The organism is Rhizobium sp. 05L429, assembly GCF_056397645.1.
Window position 1 is genome coordinate 22,058 of the sequence record NZ_JBFTNV010000022.1, and the last position, 15,500, is coordinate 37,557.

The 15,500-nt window shown below is 61.3% G+C and carries 13 protein-coding genes; 11 read left to right on the forward strand and 2 right to left on the reverse strand.

The features are described 5' to 3' along the window. Nucleotides 1–95 precede the first annotated feature (95 nt). The gene (locus tag AC1DNW_RS21830) at nt 96–902 is read left to right on the forward strand and encodes a transporter substrate-binding domain-containing protein (protein WP_477854322.1); all 807 of its coding nucleotides are present in this window, start codon (nt 96–98) and stop codon (nt 900–902) included. A 30-nt stretch (nt 903–932) separates the two neighbouring features. Here AC1DNW_RS21830 and AC1DNW_RS21835 read toward each other — a convergent pair whose 3' ends face one another. After that, entirely contained in the window at nt 933–2,474 is a 1,542-nt protein-coding gene (locus tag AC1DNW_RS21835; RefSeq protein WP_477854396.1) for a cation:proton antiporter, read from the reverse strand. A gap of 104 nt (nt 2,475–2,578) precedes the next feature. On the opposite strand from AC1DNW_RS21835, the gene AC1DNW_RS21840 reads away from it, so the two are divergent. Continuing rightward, entirely contained in the window at nt 2,579–3,802 is a 1,224-nt protein-coding gene (locus AC1DNW_RS21840) for a flavin monoamine oxidase family protein (RefSeq protein ID WP_477854323.1), read from the forward strand. Nucleotides 3,803–4,155: 353 nt separating this feature from the next. Here the strand turns inward: AC1DNW_RS21840 and ftsZ are convergent, their stop codons facing one another. Beyond that, nucleotides 4,156–5,178 carry a cell division protein FtsZ gene (gene ftsZ / locus AC1DNW_RS21845; protein ID WP_477854324.1) on the reverse strand — a complete coding sequence of 341 codons (1,023 nt, stop codon included), beginning with the start codon at nt 5,176–5,178 and terminating at the stop codon, nt 4,156–4,158. Nucleotides 5,179–5,388: 210 nt separating this feature from the next. Between ftsZ and AC1DNW_RS21850 the strand changes: the two genes are divergently transcribed. The 9 genes from AC1DNW_RS21850 to glpK all read left to right on the forward strand — a co-directional run bounded on the left by AC1DNW_RS21850 (nt 5,389) and on the right by glpK (nt 15,462). Next, a complete protein-coding gene (locus AC1DNW_RS21850; RefSeq protein ID WP_477854325.1) occupies nt 5,389–6,162 on the forward strand; it encodes a DeoR/GlpR family DNA-binding transcription regulator in 774 nt (257 codons plus the stop codon). A 112-nt stretch (nt 6,163–6,274) separates the two neighbouring features. Then, entirely contained in the window at nt 6,275–7,804 is a 1,530-nt protein-coding gene (glpD, locus tag AC1DNW_RS21855; RefSeq protein ID WP_477854326.1) for a glycerol-3-phosphate dehydrogenase, read from the forward strand. 42 nt (nt 7,805–7,846) lie between these two features. Then, entirely contained in the window at nt 7,847–8,923 is a 1,077-nt protein-coding gene (locus AC1DNW_RS21860) for an ABC transporter ATP-binding protein (RefSeq protein WP_477854327.1), read from the forward strand. A 9-nt stretch (nt 8,924–8,932) separates the two neighbouring features. Beyond that, nucleotides 8,933–10,003 (forward strand): ABC transporter ATP-binding protein, encoded by a 1,071-nt coding sequence (locus tag AC1DNW_RS21865; protein ID WP_477854328.1) that lies wholly within the window; start codon nt 8,933–8,935, stop codon nt 10,001–10,003. 3 nt (nt 10,004–10,006) lie between these two features. Continuing rightward, nucleotides 10,007–10,873 carry a carbohydrate ABC transporter permease gene (locus AC1DNW_RS21870; RefSeq protein WP_113298013.1) on the forward strand — a complete coding sequence of 289 codons (867 nt, stop codon included), beginning with the start codon at nt 10,007–10,009 and terminating at the stop codon, nt 10,871–10,873. A gap of 14 nt (nt 10,874–10,887) precedes the next feature. After that, complete coding sequence (locus tag AC1DNW_RS21875; RefSeq protein ID WP_477854329.1) at nt 10,888–11,709, forward strand: carbohydrate ABC transporter permease; 822 nt, start codon at nt 10,888–10,890, stop codon at nt 11,707–11,709. A gap of 12 nt (nt 11,710–11,721) precedes the next feature. Next, nucleotides 11,722–12,003, forward strand: coding sequence for a DUF2160 domain-containing protein (locus AC1DNW_RS21880; protein ID WP_477854330.1), 282 nt, complete (start codon nt 11,722–11,724; stop codon nt 12,001–12,003). 79 nt (nt 12,004–12,082) lie between these two features. After that, on the forward strand, nt 12,083–13,813 hold the full coding sequence (locus AC1DNW_RS21885) for an ABC transporter substrate-binding protein (RefSeq protein ID WP_477854331.1): 1,731 nt from the start codon (nt 12,083–12,085) through the stop codon (nt 13,811–13,813). A 152-nt stretch (nt 13,814–13,965) separates the two neighbouring features. Further along, a complete protein-coding gene (glpK, locus tag AC1DNW_RS21890) occupies nt 13,966–15,462 on the forward strand; it encodes a glycerol kinase GlpK (RefSeq protein WP_477854332.1) in 1,497 nt (498 codons plus the stop codon). Nucleotides 15,463–15,500: the final 38 nt, after the last annotated feature.

The window sequence follows — 15,500 nt, forward strand, 5'->3', positions numbered from 1 at the left end:
TGATCAGCTTTTTAATCGTTGTGTGGTTGGCTGCTTGCTGCGTGACGCTTGCCCGATGCAACGTTGGCAAGATAACTCCAAGATAAGGTGATGTTATGTTGCGATTTATATCTGGTTTCCGCCTGAAGTTCCTCACATTGTCTTTTGCCGCCTTTATATCTGCAAGTATTCTTGAGCCTGCTATTGTCTCAGCTGCGGAAAACGACAGCATCCGTATAGCGGTCGAGGGCGCATTTCCGCCGTTCAACTATCTCGATTCCAACAATCAGCTTCAAGGCTTCGACGTGGATTTCGCCAAGGCCCTTTGCGAGACGGCAAAGTTGAAATGCGAATTCGTCATCCAGGAATGGACGGCGATGATCCCGAACCTGCTGGATAACAAGTACGACGCGATCATCTCGTCGATGTCGATGAGCGCAGAGCGGCGCGAAAAGGTTGCCTTCACCCAGAAATATTATGATAGCCCGTCGGTCTTCATCGCGCCCAAAAAGTCCGGCATTGCCGGCACTTCACCCGACGATCTGAAGAACATACGGCTCGGTGTGACAGCGGCGACCTCCCAGGAAGCCTATGCCAAGAAGTTCTATAGTGGCGTCGCGACGACCGTGTTCCAGGCATCTCCGGATCTCTACAAGGGCCTTGCCGACGGCAAGGTCGACATCATCCTGGAAGACAAGCTGGCGGTCTACGACTGGCTCGCAAACACCAAAGCGGGCAGCTGCTGCGCCTTCAAGGGCGAAGATATCAAGAATACCGAATATTTCGGCGACGGCGCCGGTATCGCCGTGCGCCCTTCCGACAAGGCGTTGCTGAACAAGCTCAATGCTGCGTTGGAGACGATCCAGGCCGGCGACACCTACGATACGATCAACGCGAAATATTTCCCGTTCAGCATCCGCTGAGGACGCGACGCCTCGCTCGTTCTTGATGAGCTAGCTCTCGGTCATGCGCCGATCCTCGTCGGGGCCGACCGAGAGCTGTTTCCAGTCCAGGTCCTCCTGCAATTCCAGATACTGGGTCGGGCCGATCTGGTCCGTGTCACGCAGTTCCTCGAGGCGTTGGCGCTGGGCGATCACTGCTGCGATCGTCAGATCGCGGCGTCGGATAAGCTGCAAGGCCTGACCCGTATTGGCCGGCGCGTTCCAATGATCCTTGCTGACCGCGCGGAGCGCCGCGGCTTCGGCACCATCTTCCTTCTCCAGTCGCTGAAATGCCGCTTCGGCAAGCGACCGTCGGGCGGCCTCGAACTCATCGCGGACTTCCGCCTGCCGCCCGAGTTTTAGAAAGTGGATCATCGGGGCGAGTGTCGCTCCCTGGATGACGAGCGTTGCGAGCACGACTGCAAAGGCCGTCAGCACGACGAGGTCCCGCTCCGGAAAATCGGCAGGCAGGGCAAAGGCGGTCGCGAGCGTGACAAGGCCACGCATGCCGGACCAGCCGACCAGAAAGGTCTCGCCGTTGGTAAACGGCGCCAGCACATTGCCGCGCCGGTGGCGTGAAGCGACGATCGCATGCAGCAGGAAGGCCATCGCCAGGCGCGCCAGGATGACGCCGACGACGACGATGGCGGCAAAACCGAGCGCCCGTTCCAGCGCGTCGGCGGACATGGATTCAAGAATACGGCGGGCCTGCAGGCCCATGAGCAGGAAAGCGACCACGTTCAGCAGGAAGACGACGGTTGTCCAGACGGCGAAGGAATGTACCCGCATGCGCGGGGAATCATCGACCGTCGAAAGCGTGGCGATCGTCATGGCGCTCGCAACCGTCGCCAGCACCGCCGAAAGGTGCAGATGCTCGGCTATCAGCCAGGTCGAAAAGGCATAGACGAACTGGAGCAGCGTGCCGCCGACCGTATTCTCGGTGATCGGCCGCAGCCGTGAGACGAAGAAGCCGAAGACGATGCCGAAGAGAATGCCGCCGGGTGCGGCAAAGCCGATCTGCAGCGCGGTTGCGCCATCGAGCCCGCCTCGTGCCTGGACTGTCAGTGCCGCTCCAAACAGCAACAGCGCCGTTGCGTCATTGAACAGGCTTTCGCCCTTGAGCAACGCATCCACACGCCGATCCACCGGCAGATTGGAAAGCACGGCGGTCGCCGCAGCAGCATCGGGCGGGGCAACAATGGCGCCGAGCGTGACGGCCACCGCAATCGGCAGGCCAACAGTCAGCATGCTGATCGAGACCACCAAGCCGGTCGTGACCAGAACGGCAATCACGGCATAAAAGATCAGCGGCAGCACCATGCGCCGCGCAGCACCCATCGGGAAGTCATAGGCGGAGTCGACGAGCACCGGCGCGATGAACAGGGCAAGCGCCGTCGGCGGATCGATCGGGATAACAGGCGCGCCGGGCAACATCGCCACACAGACCCCGGCAGCAGCCAGAATGCCGGGATAGGGCAGATGCATGCGACGGGTGATCTGCAGGAGCAGGATGGCGACAGCCAGCAAGGCAACAAGGGTTTCAAAGAAGGTCATGTCGGCATAGTAGCAGGCTTTCGGGCGCATTGAAGCGGGGGCAGCTCCGATGTAAAGCTGAAGCCTATCAAGGTGATGACGAAGCACGCGGCGGAGCGGTGACGATGGACTACGACGTGGCTGTTATCGGCGCAGGCGCAGCGGGCATTGCTGCCGCACGAAAGCTTACCGATGCCGGGCGCTCGGTCGTCATTCTCGAAGCCAGCAACCGCGTCGGCGGCCGGGCCTGGACGATCGAACTGTCAGGCATGCCGCTCGACATGGGTTGCGGCTGGCTGCATTCGGCCGAACGCAATCCGCTCGTCGCCATCGGCCGTGCGGCCGGCTTCACGATCGAGCGCGGGCCGACGGCCTGGCAGACCCAGTGGCGCGATCTCGGTTTTGCGCCGGAGGAACGTCAGGCTGCCGCCGCTGCCTGGGATGCGCTCGAAGAGCGCCTGCGCGCCAATCCGCCCGAAAGCGACCGGGCGTCGGACGCGCTGGAGCCGGATGGCGAGTGGAATGCCTATTGCCAGTCGCTCAGCGGCTATCTGAACGGCGCTCCGCTGGAGCGGCTGTCGGTCGCTGATTTCCTTGCCTATGACAATGCCGCGACCGACGCCAACTGGCGGGTGCACGAAGGCTATGGAAGTCTGATCGGTGCTGCCGTTCCTGATGTGGTCCTGCGCCTGTCGACACCGGTTCGCCGTATTGCCCTGACCGGTCAAGGCGTGCGGCTGGAAACCGACCGCGGCCCGGTCACGGCGGGTGCGGCGATTATCACGGTCTCGACCAATGTTCTCGCCCGCGGCACCATCGCCTTCGACCCAGAGGCCGATGATCATCTGCATGCTGCAGCGCAATTGCCGCTCGGCCTTGCCGACAAGCTGTTCATGGAGCTTCACGGCAATCATGGCCTCGAGCCGGAAACCCATCTGCTCGGCGACGCCAGGAGTGACGAGACCGGCAGCTATTATATCCGGCCGCTCGGCCGCCCGCTCGTCGAAGGCTTCTTCGGCGGAAAGGGCGCCGTCGTCATCGAACAGTCCGGCCTGCTCGACGCCTTCGCCTTCGCCCTCGACCAGCTGTCATCGCTCATCGGAAACAATATTCGCCGCCACCTGCGGCCTCTGGCCGCCTCGTCATGGTGCCACACGGATTGGGTTCGCGGCTCCTACAGCCATGCGCTACCCGGCCATGCAGGCGCCCGCACCATCCTCGCACGACCGGTCGCCGACCGGCTGTTCTTCGCTGGTGAGGCGACACATCAATCGGACTTCTCGACCGCGCATGGCGCTTGGGAAAGTGGCTTGCGTGCCGCCGACGAGGTGATCGGGGTGACTGGCTAGAGACCGGTGCGACCAGTCCAGGCTTTGCGCGCTTCGCCGCCCGGACCAAGGGCGCGGTTAATTCTCCCGTCTCTCGAATTGCAATCCGAGGACGCGCAGGATCACGACCTGCGTCGGTCCAAGCACGAATGCCGGGCTTACACGGCGCTCAAAACCGACGATTGCGCAAACCTAGCCGGACATGATCACGAACGTTGCCACTAACTCAGAGGTGGGGCGACCTCATAGGCCTTCAGCATCTTACCGCCGAGAGAGTCGAGACGCGCCGTGGCTGCAGTCGTCTCATCTCTCTCAGATGCTCTTTTTCGTTGTCGCTAAAAGAAACCGCCTGATCGTCAAGCGATCCTGTCAGGCTATTGCAGCATGCGGCCCTGGAGCTGCTCGGCAGTGAAGCCCGGCGCGGCAGCAGTCGCACCAGCGCCGTCAAGGCCGGTCGCAACGACAGCAACGCGGAACCTGCCGTCCAGGCCGCGATCGAAGATCGCGCCGACGACGATTTCGGCGTCGTCCTGCACCTCGTCGCGAATGCGGCTTGCGGCTTCGTCGACCTCAAACAGCGTCATGTCAGAGCCGCCGGAGATCGAGATCAGCACGCCCTTGGCGCCCTTCATCGAGATATCGTCGAGCAACGGGTTGGCGATAGCCGCTTCCGCTGCCTTCATCGCCCGGCCCTCGCCGCTGGCTTCGCCGGTACCCATCATCGCCCGGCCCATGCCGCGCATGACGGATTTCACATCGGCGAAGTCCAGGTTGATCAAGCCTTCCTTGACGATGAGGTCGGTGATGCAGCCAACCCCGGAATAGAGCACCCGGTCCGCCGTCATGAAGGCATCGGCGAAGGTGGTCTTGGCGTCGGCAATGCGGAAGAGGTTCTGGTTGGGAATGACGATGACGGTATCGGCTGCCTGGCGCAGCGCTTCGATGCCGGCTTCCGCCATTTTCATTCGGCGATTGCCTTCGAAGGTGAAGGGCTTGGTGACGACGCCGACGGTCAGGATGCCGGCCGAACGGGCCGCATGCGCAATGACGGGTGCCGCACCCGTGCCCGTGCCGCCGCCCATGCCGGCGGTAACGAAGCACATGTGCGAACCGCTCAGGTGATCCATGATCTCGTCGAGCGATTCCTCTGCGGCGGCGCGGCCGACTTCCGGCAAGGAGCCGGCGCCGAGGCCTTCGGTGACATGGGCGCCAAGCTGGATGCGGCGGGATGCCTTGGAGGTCGCCAGCACCTGCGCGTCCGTATTTGCAGCGATGAAATCGACACCGGCCAGTTTCTCGGCGATCATGTTGTTGATCGCGTTACCGCCGCCACCGCCGACGCCAATCACCGTAATCTGCGGCCGTAGTCCCGTAATGCCGCTCTTGGCGTCTGTCATCGAACTCTCCTTTTGTCCCTCGTGCATGCTCCGCCCCGTCGCGGACAGCGAATCGCATAATACGCTAAGCGCGCAACAAGGCAGAGGCGGGGCGAGCTTTGCAATATCCAAAGGGATTTCAGCACTCGATCATATTCAAACAAAACGCCCGGTGAGATTGCCCTCAAGCGAAGTTTCGCTAAAGATGAAAGCGAAACGAAGGGAGGGCGCATGTTTCTGTCAGATCGTCAGGAGAAGATCATCGCGCTTGCAAGATCGTCGGGCCGGGTGCTGGTCGATGATCTGGCAACGCAGTTTGCCGTGACACCGCAGACGATCCGCAAGGATCTGAACGATCTTTGCGATGCACAGCTCCTGACGCGCATACATGGCGGCGCAACCTTCCCGCGCGGAACGGAAAATGTCCGCTACGACGCAAGACGCCAGATCGCCGCGACGGAGAAACAGGCGATCGGCATTGCCGCAGCCGATCTCATTCCCAACAACAGTTCGCTTTTCATCAATATCGGCACGACGACAGAAGCCGTGGGCGAAGCCCTCTCCGATCATCACGAGTTGATGGTGATCACCAATAATATCAATGTTGCCAATAGATTACGACTGATCGACCATATCGAGGTGGTGATTGCCGGCGGCGTCGTGCGCCAGTCCGACGGCGGCATTGTCGGCGAAGCGGCCGTTGATTTCATCAGGCAGTTCAAGGTCGATTATGCCGTGATTGGCGCCTCGGCGATCGATCCTGACGGTGCCCTGCTTGATTACGATTTCCGCGAGGTCAAGGTGGCGCAGGCGATCATCGCCAATGCCAGACACGTCATCCTGGTTGCGGATTCGACCAAATTCGAACGAACCGCACCTGTTCGTATCGGCCAGATTTCGCAGGTCCATACCTTCATTACCGACCAATGCGATTCGCCTTCCATCCGCAATATCTGTCAACAGAGCGGCGTCGTTTTGGTCGAAACGGCGAAAGCCAATCGCTGATTTTAACGGCGAGTAACATTCGTTTGACATTCGAAAAATTTTCGGTTTAATCGTCCTCACTTTCGCAATGGTTGGGGAAACTATTGCGCTTTCTGGCTCAAAGAGGGGGAGCATGAGCCGAATCCACGATATTTTCGTCATTGGAGGTGGGATCAACGGCTGCGGCATTGCGCGCGATGCGGTTGGCCGTGGTTATACGGTGGCCCTTGCCGAGATGAACGATTTTGCCTCAGGCACCTCGTCGGGCGCCACAAAGCTCATCCATGGGGGCTTGCGCTATCTCGAACATTACGAGTTCCGCCTGGTACGGGAATCGTTGATGGAGCGCGAGATCCTGTGGGCCATGGCCCCCCACATCATCTGGCCGCTGCGCTTCGTGCTGCCCTATCACAAGGGCGGCATCCGGCCGGCCTGGATGATCCGCCTCGGCCTCTTCCTCTACGACCATCTCGGCGGCCGCAAGCTGTTGCCGCCGACATCGGTGCTCGACATGCGTTCCGATCCGGCCGGCAAGCCGCTGAAGGGGCTCTTCACCAAGGCCTTCGAATATTCCGACGGCTGGGTCGACGATGCCCGCATGGTGGTGCTGAATGCGCGCGATGCCGCCGACAAGGGCGCGCTGATCATGCCACGCACCAAGGTCGTGTCGGCGAGACAGGAGAAGGGTGCCGACGAGAAGAGCGTCTGGACGATCGAGACGGTCAACACGGTGAGCGGCAAGAGCGAGCGCCATCAGGCCCGCATGCTCATCAATGCCGCCGGCCCCTGGGTCGATCATGTCATCCGCGCAGCCTTCGGTCAGAACGAGGCCCGCCATGTGCGCCTCGTCCAGGGCAGCCACATCATCGTCAGGAAGAAGTTCGATGGGCCACGCGCCTATTTCTTCCAGAACCCCGACAACCGCATCATCTTTGCCATCCCCTACGAAACCGATTTCACGCTGATCGGGACCACCGACCGCGATTACACCGCCGATCCGAAGGATGTAAAGATTTCCGAGGAGGAGACGCTCTATCTCTGCAATGCGGCGTCGGAATATTTCAAGGAGCCGGTGAGGCCGGAGGATATCGTCTGGACCTATTCGGCGGTGCGGCCGCTCTTCGACGACGGCGCCTCGAAGGCACAGGAAGCGACGCGCGACTATGTGCTGAAGATCGAGGGAAAGGCCGGCGAGGCGCCGCTTCTCAATGTCTTCGGCGGCAAGCTCACCACCTACCGGCGGCTGTCGGAACATGCGCTGGAAAAGATCGGCGAAGCGATCGGTCTCAAGGGGAGGCCGTGGACGGCGGGCAGCCATCTGCCGGGCGGCGACTTTCCGGTGCAGGGTTATGAGGGCGAAGTCAGCAAGCTGAAGAGCCGCTATCCGTTCCTGACCGATGCCCATGCCCGCCGGCTCGTACGCCGCTATGGCACCAGGGCAACCACGCTTCTCGGCGGCGCCCAGAAGATCGAGGATCTCGGCAGGCGGTTCGGATCCGACCTCTATGAGGCCGAGGTCGAATATCTCGTCCAACATGAATGGGCCAGGCACGCCGAAGACGTGCTCTGGCGAAGAACAAAGGATGGCCTGCGTCTTTCCAAGGAGCAGGTCAGATCACTGGAGGAGTACATGGCCACCAAGCCGGCACAGATGGCCGGATAAGGTGGCGTGTGGTCCCCGTTGCGAGGAGGCACGGGAATCGGAATGCTGGAGCTGCGAAACGCCGCCAAGATGGTGGGCGCGGACTATCATATCTATCCGACCGATCTGGTTCTMGAGCGGGGCACGCTGAATGTCCTGCTGGGGCCAACCTTGTCGGGCAAGACATCGCTGATGCGTCTGATGGCGGGGCTTGATCGGCCGACCGAAGGATCGGTGCATTTCGATGGCGCCGATGTCACCGGCATGCCGGTGCAGAAGCGCAAAGTCGCCATGGTCTACCAGCAGTTCATCAACTATCCGGCATTGACCGTCTACGAGAACATCGCCTCCCCGATGCGCATTTCCGGCAAGGATGCGGCTGCGATCGATCGCGACGTGCGCAAGGCAGCCGAACTCCTGAAGCTCACGCCCTATCTCGATCGCACGCCGCTCAATCTCTCCGGCGGCCAGCAGCAGCGCACTGCGCTCGCGCGCGCCCTCGTCAAGAATGCCAGCCTTGTGCTGATGGATGAGCCGCTCGCCAATCTCGATTACAAACTGCGCGAGGAATTGCGCGAGGAATTGCCGAAGATCTTCGCCCAGTCGGGTGCGATCTTCGTCTACGCCACCACCGAGCCATCGGAGGCATTGCTGCTCGGTGGCAATACAGCGACGCTGAACGCCGGCCGCATCACCCAGTTCGGACCGACGATCGAGGTCTATCGCCGCCCGGTCGATCTCGCCACCGCCGGCATCTTCGCCGATCCGCCGCTGAACGCCATTGAGGTCACCAAATCGGGCCATCTCTTCGTGCGCCCAGGCGGGGGCACGCTTCCGGTTCCGGCCCATCTTTCCACCGTGCCGGACGGGCCTGTCACCATAGCCTTTCATCCGCACCACCTCGGCCTTGCGCCGCAGACCGGCGATGCAGCTCGCCTGCAGGCGCGCACGCTGGTGTCCGAAATCACCGGTTCGGAGAGCTTTGTTCACCTGGACTATGACGGCGTGCGCTGGGTGATGCTGGCACACGGCATTCACGACATCGATCCGGACATGGAAATCGAGGCATTTCTCGACACGCGCCACATGATGGCCTTCGGCGCCGACGGACAGGCCATCGCCACGGTTGGAAAGGTTTAGGAGAGCACAATGGCACGCATCACGCTCGACCATATCCGCCACGCTTACGGCGCCAATCCGAAGAGCGACAAGGATTATTCGCTGAAGGAAGTCGACCACGAGTGGAACGATGGCGGCGCCTATGCGCTTCTCGGCCCCTCCGGCTGCGGCAAGACCACGCTGCTCAATATCATCTCCGGCCTCCTGCAGCCATCGCACGGGCGCATCCTGTTCGACGGTAAGGATGTCACGGACCTTTCGACCCAGAGCCGCAATATCGCGCAGGTCTTCCAGTTTCCGGTCATCTACGACACGATGACGGTCTACGACAATCTTGCCTTTCCGCTGCGCAACCGCGGCGTCGCTGAAGCGGATGTCGACCGGCGCGTGCGCGACATTCTCGAGATGATCGACCTTGCCGGCTGGGCGAAGCGCAAGGCRCAGGGCCTGACCGCCGACCAGAAACAGAAGATCTCGCTCGGGCGAGGGCTGGTGYGCAACGACGTCAACGCCATCCTCTTCGACGAGCCGCTCACCGTCATCGACCCGCATATGAAATGGGTGCTGCGTTCGCAGCTGAAGCGGCTGCACAAGCAGTTCGGCTTCACCATGGTCTATGTCACCCATGATCAGACCGAGGCGCTGACCTTCGCTGAGAAGGTGGTGGTCATGTATGACGGTCAGATCGTCCAGATCGGCACGCCAGCCGAACTCTTCGAGCGGCCGAGCCACACCTTCGTCGGTTATTTCATCGGCTCGCCCGGCATGAACGTCATGCCGGCGCGGATCAATGGCAGCTCCGTCACGGTCGGAGACGAGACGCTGACGCTCGACTATGCGCCGAAGACCGAGGGAGCGACCAAGACCGAGCTCGGCATTCGCCCGGAATTCATCCGGCTCGGCCGGGAGGGTATGCCGGTATCGGTGAGCAAGGTCGAGGATATCGGCCGCCAGAAGATCGTTCGCGCCCGCTTCGCCGGGCAGCCGATCGCAATCGTCGTATCCGAGGATGCCGAAATCCCGGCGGAAGCCCGCGTCAGCTTCGATCCGTCAGCCATCAGCATTTACGCCGACAGCTGGCGTGTCGGCAGGGAGGCCTGAACCATGCAGAAGACGTGGAACAACAAAGCTTGGTTTCTGGTCCTGCCGGTGCTGCTGCTCGTGGCGTTTTCGGCCGTCATCCCGCTGATGACTGTCGTCAACTATTCGGTGCAGGATACGTTCGGCAATAACGAGTTCTTCTGGGCCGGTACCGACTGGTTCGTCCAGACCCTGCATTCCGCCCGTTTCTGGGACGCACTGCAACGCAACCTGCTCTTCTCCTTCATCATCCTGGCGCTGCAGATTCCGCTCGGTATCTTCATTGCGCTCAACATGCCGAAATCGGGACCGGGCGTTCCCGTCTGCCTCGTCTTGATGGCGCTGCCGCTGCTCATTCCGTGGAACGTCGTCGGCACGATCTGGCAGGTTTTCGGCCGTGTCGATATCGGCCTGCTCGGCCATACGCTGGAAGCGATCGGCCTCGACTACAATTATGTACGCGATCCGGTCGATGCCTGGGTGACCGTCATCATCATGGACGTCTGGCACTGGACGAGCCTCGTCGTGCTGCTGTGCTATGCCGGCCTCGTTTCGATCCCGGATGCCTATTATCAGGCGGCCAAGATAGACGGCGCCTCGCGCTGGTCCGTCTTCCGCTACATCCAGCTGCCGAAGATGAAGCGCGTGCTTTTGATCGCCGTGCTGTTGCGCTTCATGGACAGTTTCATGATCTATACCGAACCCTTCGTCGTCACCGGCGGCGGCCCCGGCAACTCGACGACCTTCCTCTCCATCGATCTGGTGAAGATGGCGGTCGGCCAGTTCGATCTCGGCCCGGCGGCGGCAATGTCCATCATCTACTTCCTCATCATCCTGCTGCTCTCCTGGGTGTTCTACACCGTGATGACCAGCGGCGACGCGAACGGCTAAGGGGGAGGTAAGACATGACCAGCAACTACAAACCTGCAGGCAGCCTTTCCTGGCTCGTCCCGACAATCTACATCGTCTTCCTGATCCTGCCGATCTACTGGCTCGTCAATATGAGCTTCAAGGAGAATGCCGAGATCACCGGCACCTTCTCGCTGTGGCCGACGAACCCGACGCTGCGCAACTATGCGGTCATCTTCACCGATCCGTCCTGGTACAATGGCTATATCAACTCGATCATCTATGTGGTGATGAACACGGTGATCTCGGTGGCCGCAGCACTTCCGGCCGCCTACGCCTTCTCGCGCTACCGCTTCCTCGGCGACAAGCACCTGTTCTTCTGGCTGTTGACCAACCGCATGGCGCCGCCGGCAGTCTTCGCGTTGCCCTTCTTCCAGCTCTATTCGGCCTTCGGCCTGATCGACACGCATATTGCCGTCGCACTCGCCCACTGCCTGTTCAACGTGCCGCTGGCGGTCTGGATCCTGGAAGGTTTCATGTCCGGCGTGCCGAAGGAGATCGATGAGACGGCCTATATCGACGGTTATTCCTTCCCGCGCTTCTTCGTGAAGATCTTCATTCCGCTGATTGCGAGCGGTGTCGGCGTGGCAGGCTTCTTCTGCTTCATGTTTTCGTGGGTCGAACTCTTGCTTGCCCGCACGCTGACGACGACGGCGGCAAAGCCGATCTCGGCGATCATGACACGCACGGTCTCGGCCTCCGGCATGGACTGGGGTGTACTGGCGGCAGCCGGCGTACTGACCATCATTCCCGGCGCGCTCGTCATCTATTTCGTTCGAAATTACATCGCCAAGGGCTTTGCCCTGGGCCGCGTCTGAGGAGGACCGGACATGAGCTTTTCTTGGATGGCCTGGACGCTGCCGACGGCGCTCTTCTTCCTGACGATCCTTCTGCTGCTGATCGGCATGAGCGTCTGGGAATATTTCTCGCCGGGCGGTTCGCCCCGCGTCGGCCTGCTGCGCTTCGAGACGACGCGCGGCGACCGGCTGTTCATTTCGCTGCTTGGCGMAGCATTCATTCATCTTGCATGGCTGGGTCTGGGAGGACCCAACCTGTGGTGGGCTCTTGGCATCTCCGTGATCTACGCGATCGGCGTGTTCCGTTACGTGTGATGCCAGGGTGATACAGATGGCCGGGGGTACTGGCCGCCTGAGACGTGAGACCTGCAATCGCAAACCCCGGGAGGATATTATGCGAAAGCACTTACTGACGACGACAGCAGGCTTGCTGCTGGCAATGACCGCGTCGGCTTATGCCGGCATGGACGAGGCCAAGACATTCCTCGACAAGGAAGTCGGCGATCTATCGACGCTTTCGCGCGCCGACCAGGAAAAGGAAATGCAGTGGTTCGTCGATGCCGGCAAACCCTTCGCCGGCCTGGACATCAAGGTTGTTTCCGAAACGCTGACGACGCATGAATATGAATCGAAGGTGCTGGCGCCTGCCTTCACCGCGATCACCGGCATCAAGATCACCCATGACCTCATCGGTGAAGGCGACGTCGTCGAAAAGCTGCAGACGCAGATGCAGTCCGGCGAAAATATCTATGATGCCTATGTCAACGACTCGGACCTGATCGGCACCCATTGGCGCTACCAGCAGGCCCGCAGCCTGACCGACTGGATGGCCAATGAAGGCAAGGATGTCACCAATCCGGGCCTCGACATCGACGACTTCATCGGCACCAAGTTCACGACCGCGCCGGACAAGAAGCTCTATCAGCTTCCCGACCAGCAGTTCGCGAACCTMTACTGGTTCCGCTACGACTGGTTCAACGACGAGAAGAACAAGGCCGATTTCAAGGCGAAATACGGCTACGACCTCGGCGTGCCCGTCAACTGGTCGGCCTATGAGGACATTGCTGAATTCTTTACCGGCCGTGACGTAAACGGCAAGAAGGTCTTCGGCCATATGGACTATGGCAAGAAGGACCCGTCGCTCGGCTGGCGCTTCACCGATGCCTGGCTATCCATGGCCGGCAATGGCGATAAGGGTCTGCCGAACGGGCTTCCGGTCGATGAATGGGGCATCAAGGTCGACGAGAATTCGCGTCCGGTCGGCTCGTGCGTCGCACGCGGCGGCGACACCAACGGCCCGGCCTCTGTCTATTCGATCCAGAAGTATCTCGATTGGATCAAGGCCTACGCTCCGCCGGAAGCCGGCGGCATGACCTTCTCCGAATCCGGTCCGGTGCCGGCGCAGGGTGCGGTTGCCCAGCAGATCTTTTGGTACACGGCCTTTACCGCTGACATGGTCAAGCCCGGCCTGCCGGTCATGAATGAGGACGGCACACCGAAATGGCGCATGGCTCCGAGCCCGCACGGCGTCTACTGGAAGGACGGCATGAAGCTCGGCTATCAGGACGTCGGTTCCTGGACGCTGATGAAATCGACGCCTGACGACCGCGCCAAGGCCGCATGGCTCTATGCGCAGTTCGTCACCTCGAAGACCATCGACGTGAAAAAGAGCCACGTCGGCCTGACCTTCATCCGCGAATCCACCATCCGCGACAAGAGCTTCACGGAGCGCGCTCCAAAGCTCGGCGGCCTGATCGAGTTCTACCGTTCGCCCGCCCGCGTGCAATGGTCKCCGACCGGTACCAACGTTCCTGACTATCCGAAGCTCGCGCAGCTGTGGTGGCAGGCAATTGGTGATGCCGCTTCCGGCGCAAAGACGGCGCAGGAAGCCATGGACTCGCTGTGCGGCGAACAGGAAAAGGTGCTGCAGCGCCTGGAACGCGCCAAGGTACAGGGTGATATCGGCCCGAAACTCGCCGAGGAGCATGATCTCGCCTATTGGAACGCAGACGCGGTGAAGAAGGGTAACCTTGCGCCGCAGCTGAAGATCGAGAACGAGAAGGAAAAGCCTGTCACCATCAACTATGACGACCTCGTCAAGAGCTGGGCCGACGCCAAGAAGTAGGCGTCGGATTGGCCGGGCGCTCTGGGCGTCCGGCAACCGTCAGGCCTTCCCGGCGACAGTGCCGGGAAGGTCGACAGCGCTTCCAAAACATAAAACGAGCACAGGGCCGTCGTTTCGACGGAGCGATGGTTGCTGCGCAGGAAAGACATGTCATGAACGGCCATATCCTTGCCATCGACCAGGGCACGACATCGTCGCGGGCAATCCTTTTTGACCCGCAGATGCGGATCGCATCATCGGCCCAGACGGAGATTACCCAGCATTTCCCGCAGACCGGCTGGGTGGAGCACGATGCGGGCGAAATCTGGGACACGGTGCTTGCGACGGCGCGCGATGCGGTAGCAAAGAGCGGCATAGCACCGGGCGCGATTGCCGCCATCGGCATCACCAACCAGCGGGAAACGACTGTCGTCTGGGAAAAAGCCACCGGCCGGCCGCTCCACAGGGCGATCGTCTGGCAGGACCGGCGCACGACGGAAATGTGCGACCGGCTGAAGGTCGATGGCTATGAAAAGCTCTTTACTGCCAAGACCGGCCTGCTTCTCGACCCCTATTTTTCCGGCACGAAGCTGCGCTGGCTGCTCGACAACGTTGAGGGACTGCGTGTCCGCGCCGAAGCCGGAGAGGTCTGTTTCGGTACCATCGACAGCTGGATCATCTATAAGCTGACCGGCGGGCGGACGCATGCCACCGATGCGACCAATGCCTCGCGCACCCTGCTCTACAACATTGCCGAGAACCGCTGGGACGACGAGCTTCTCGAGATCCTGCGCATCCCGCGCGCGCTGCTGCCCGAGGTCAAGGACAGTGCCGACGATTTCGGCGTGGTCGATCCTGACATCTTCGGCACGGGGATCCCGATCCTCGGGGTCGCGGGCGACCAGCAGGCGGCGACGATCGGCAATGCCTGTTTCGAACCGGGCATGGTGAAATCGACCTACGGCACCGGCTGTTTTGCACTCCTGAATACCGGTGACGACCGCGTGCACTCGAAGAACCGGCTGCTCACTACCATCGCCTACCGTCTGAACGGCAAGACGACCTACGCGCTGGAGGGATCGATCTTCATTGCGGGTGCTGCCGTGCAGTGGCTGCGTGACGGTCTCGGCATTATCGGGAAGGCATCGGAAACCGGTGCTCTGGCTGACAGGGCCGATCCGCAGCAAAGGGTCTATGTTGTGCCGGCCTTCACCGGGCTTGGCGCTCCCTATTGGGATCCGGAAGCGCGGGGAGCGATCTTCGGCCTGACGCGCAATAGCGGCCCGGCCGAGCTCGCGCGCGCTGTCTTGGAGTCGGTCGCCTACCAGACGCTCGATCTTCTGGTGGCGATGCGCAGCGATTGGGGCGACCACCCGATCGAAACCGTCCTGCGCGTCGATGGCGGCATGTCGGCCTCCGAATGGACCATGCAGCATCTCGCCAATATTCTCTCAAGTCCTGTCGACAGGGCCGCGACGCTGGAGACGACGGCGCTTGGCGCTGCCTGGCTTGCCGGATCCAGGGCTGCAGTCTGGCCGGATCGGGATGACTTCGCCCAGGCCTGGGCGAGCGACCGCACCTTTGAGCCGGATATGACTGACATGGACAGACAGGCCCGGATCGTCGGCTGGCGCAATGCAATTGCACGAACACTCAGCACGGTGACCTGACCTGGGGCGGACCACCACCGTGGAAAGAGCCGGGCGGT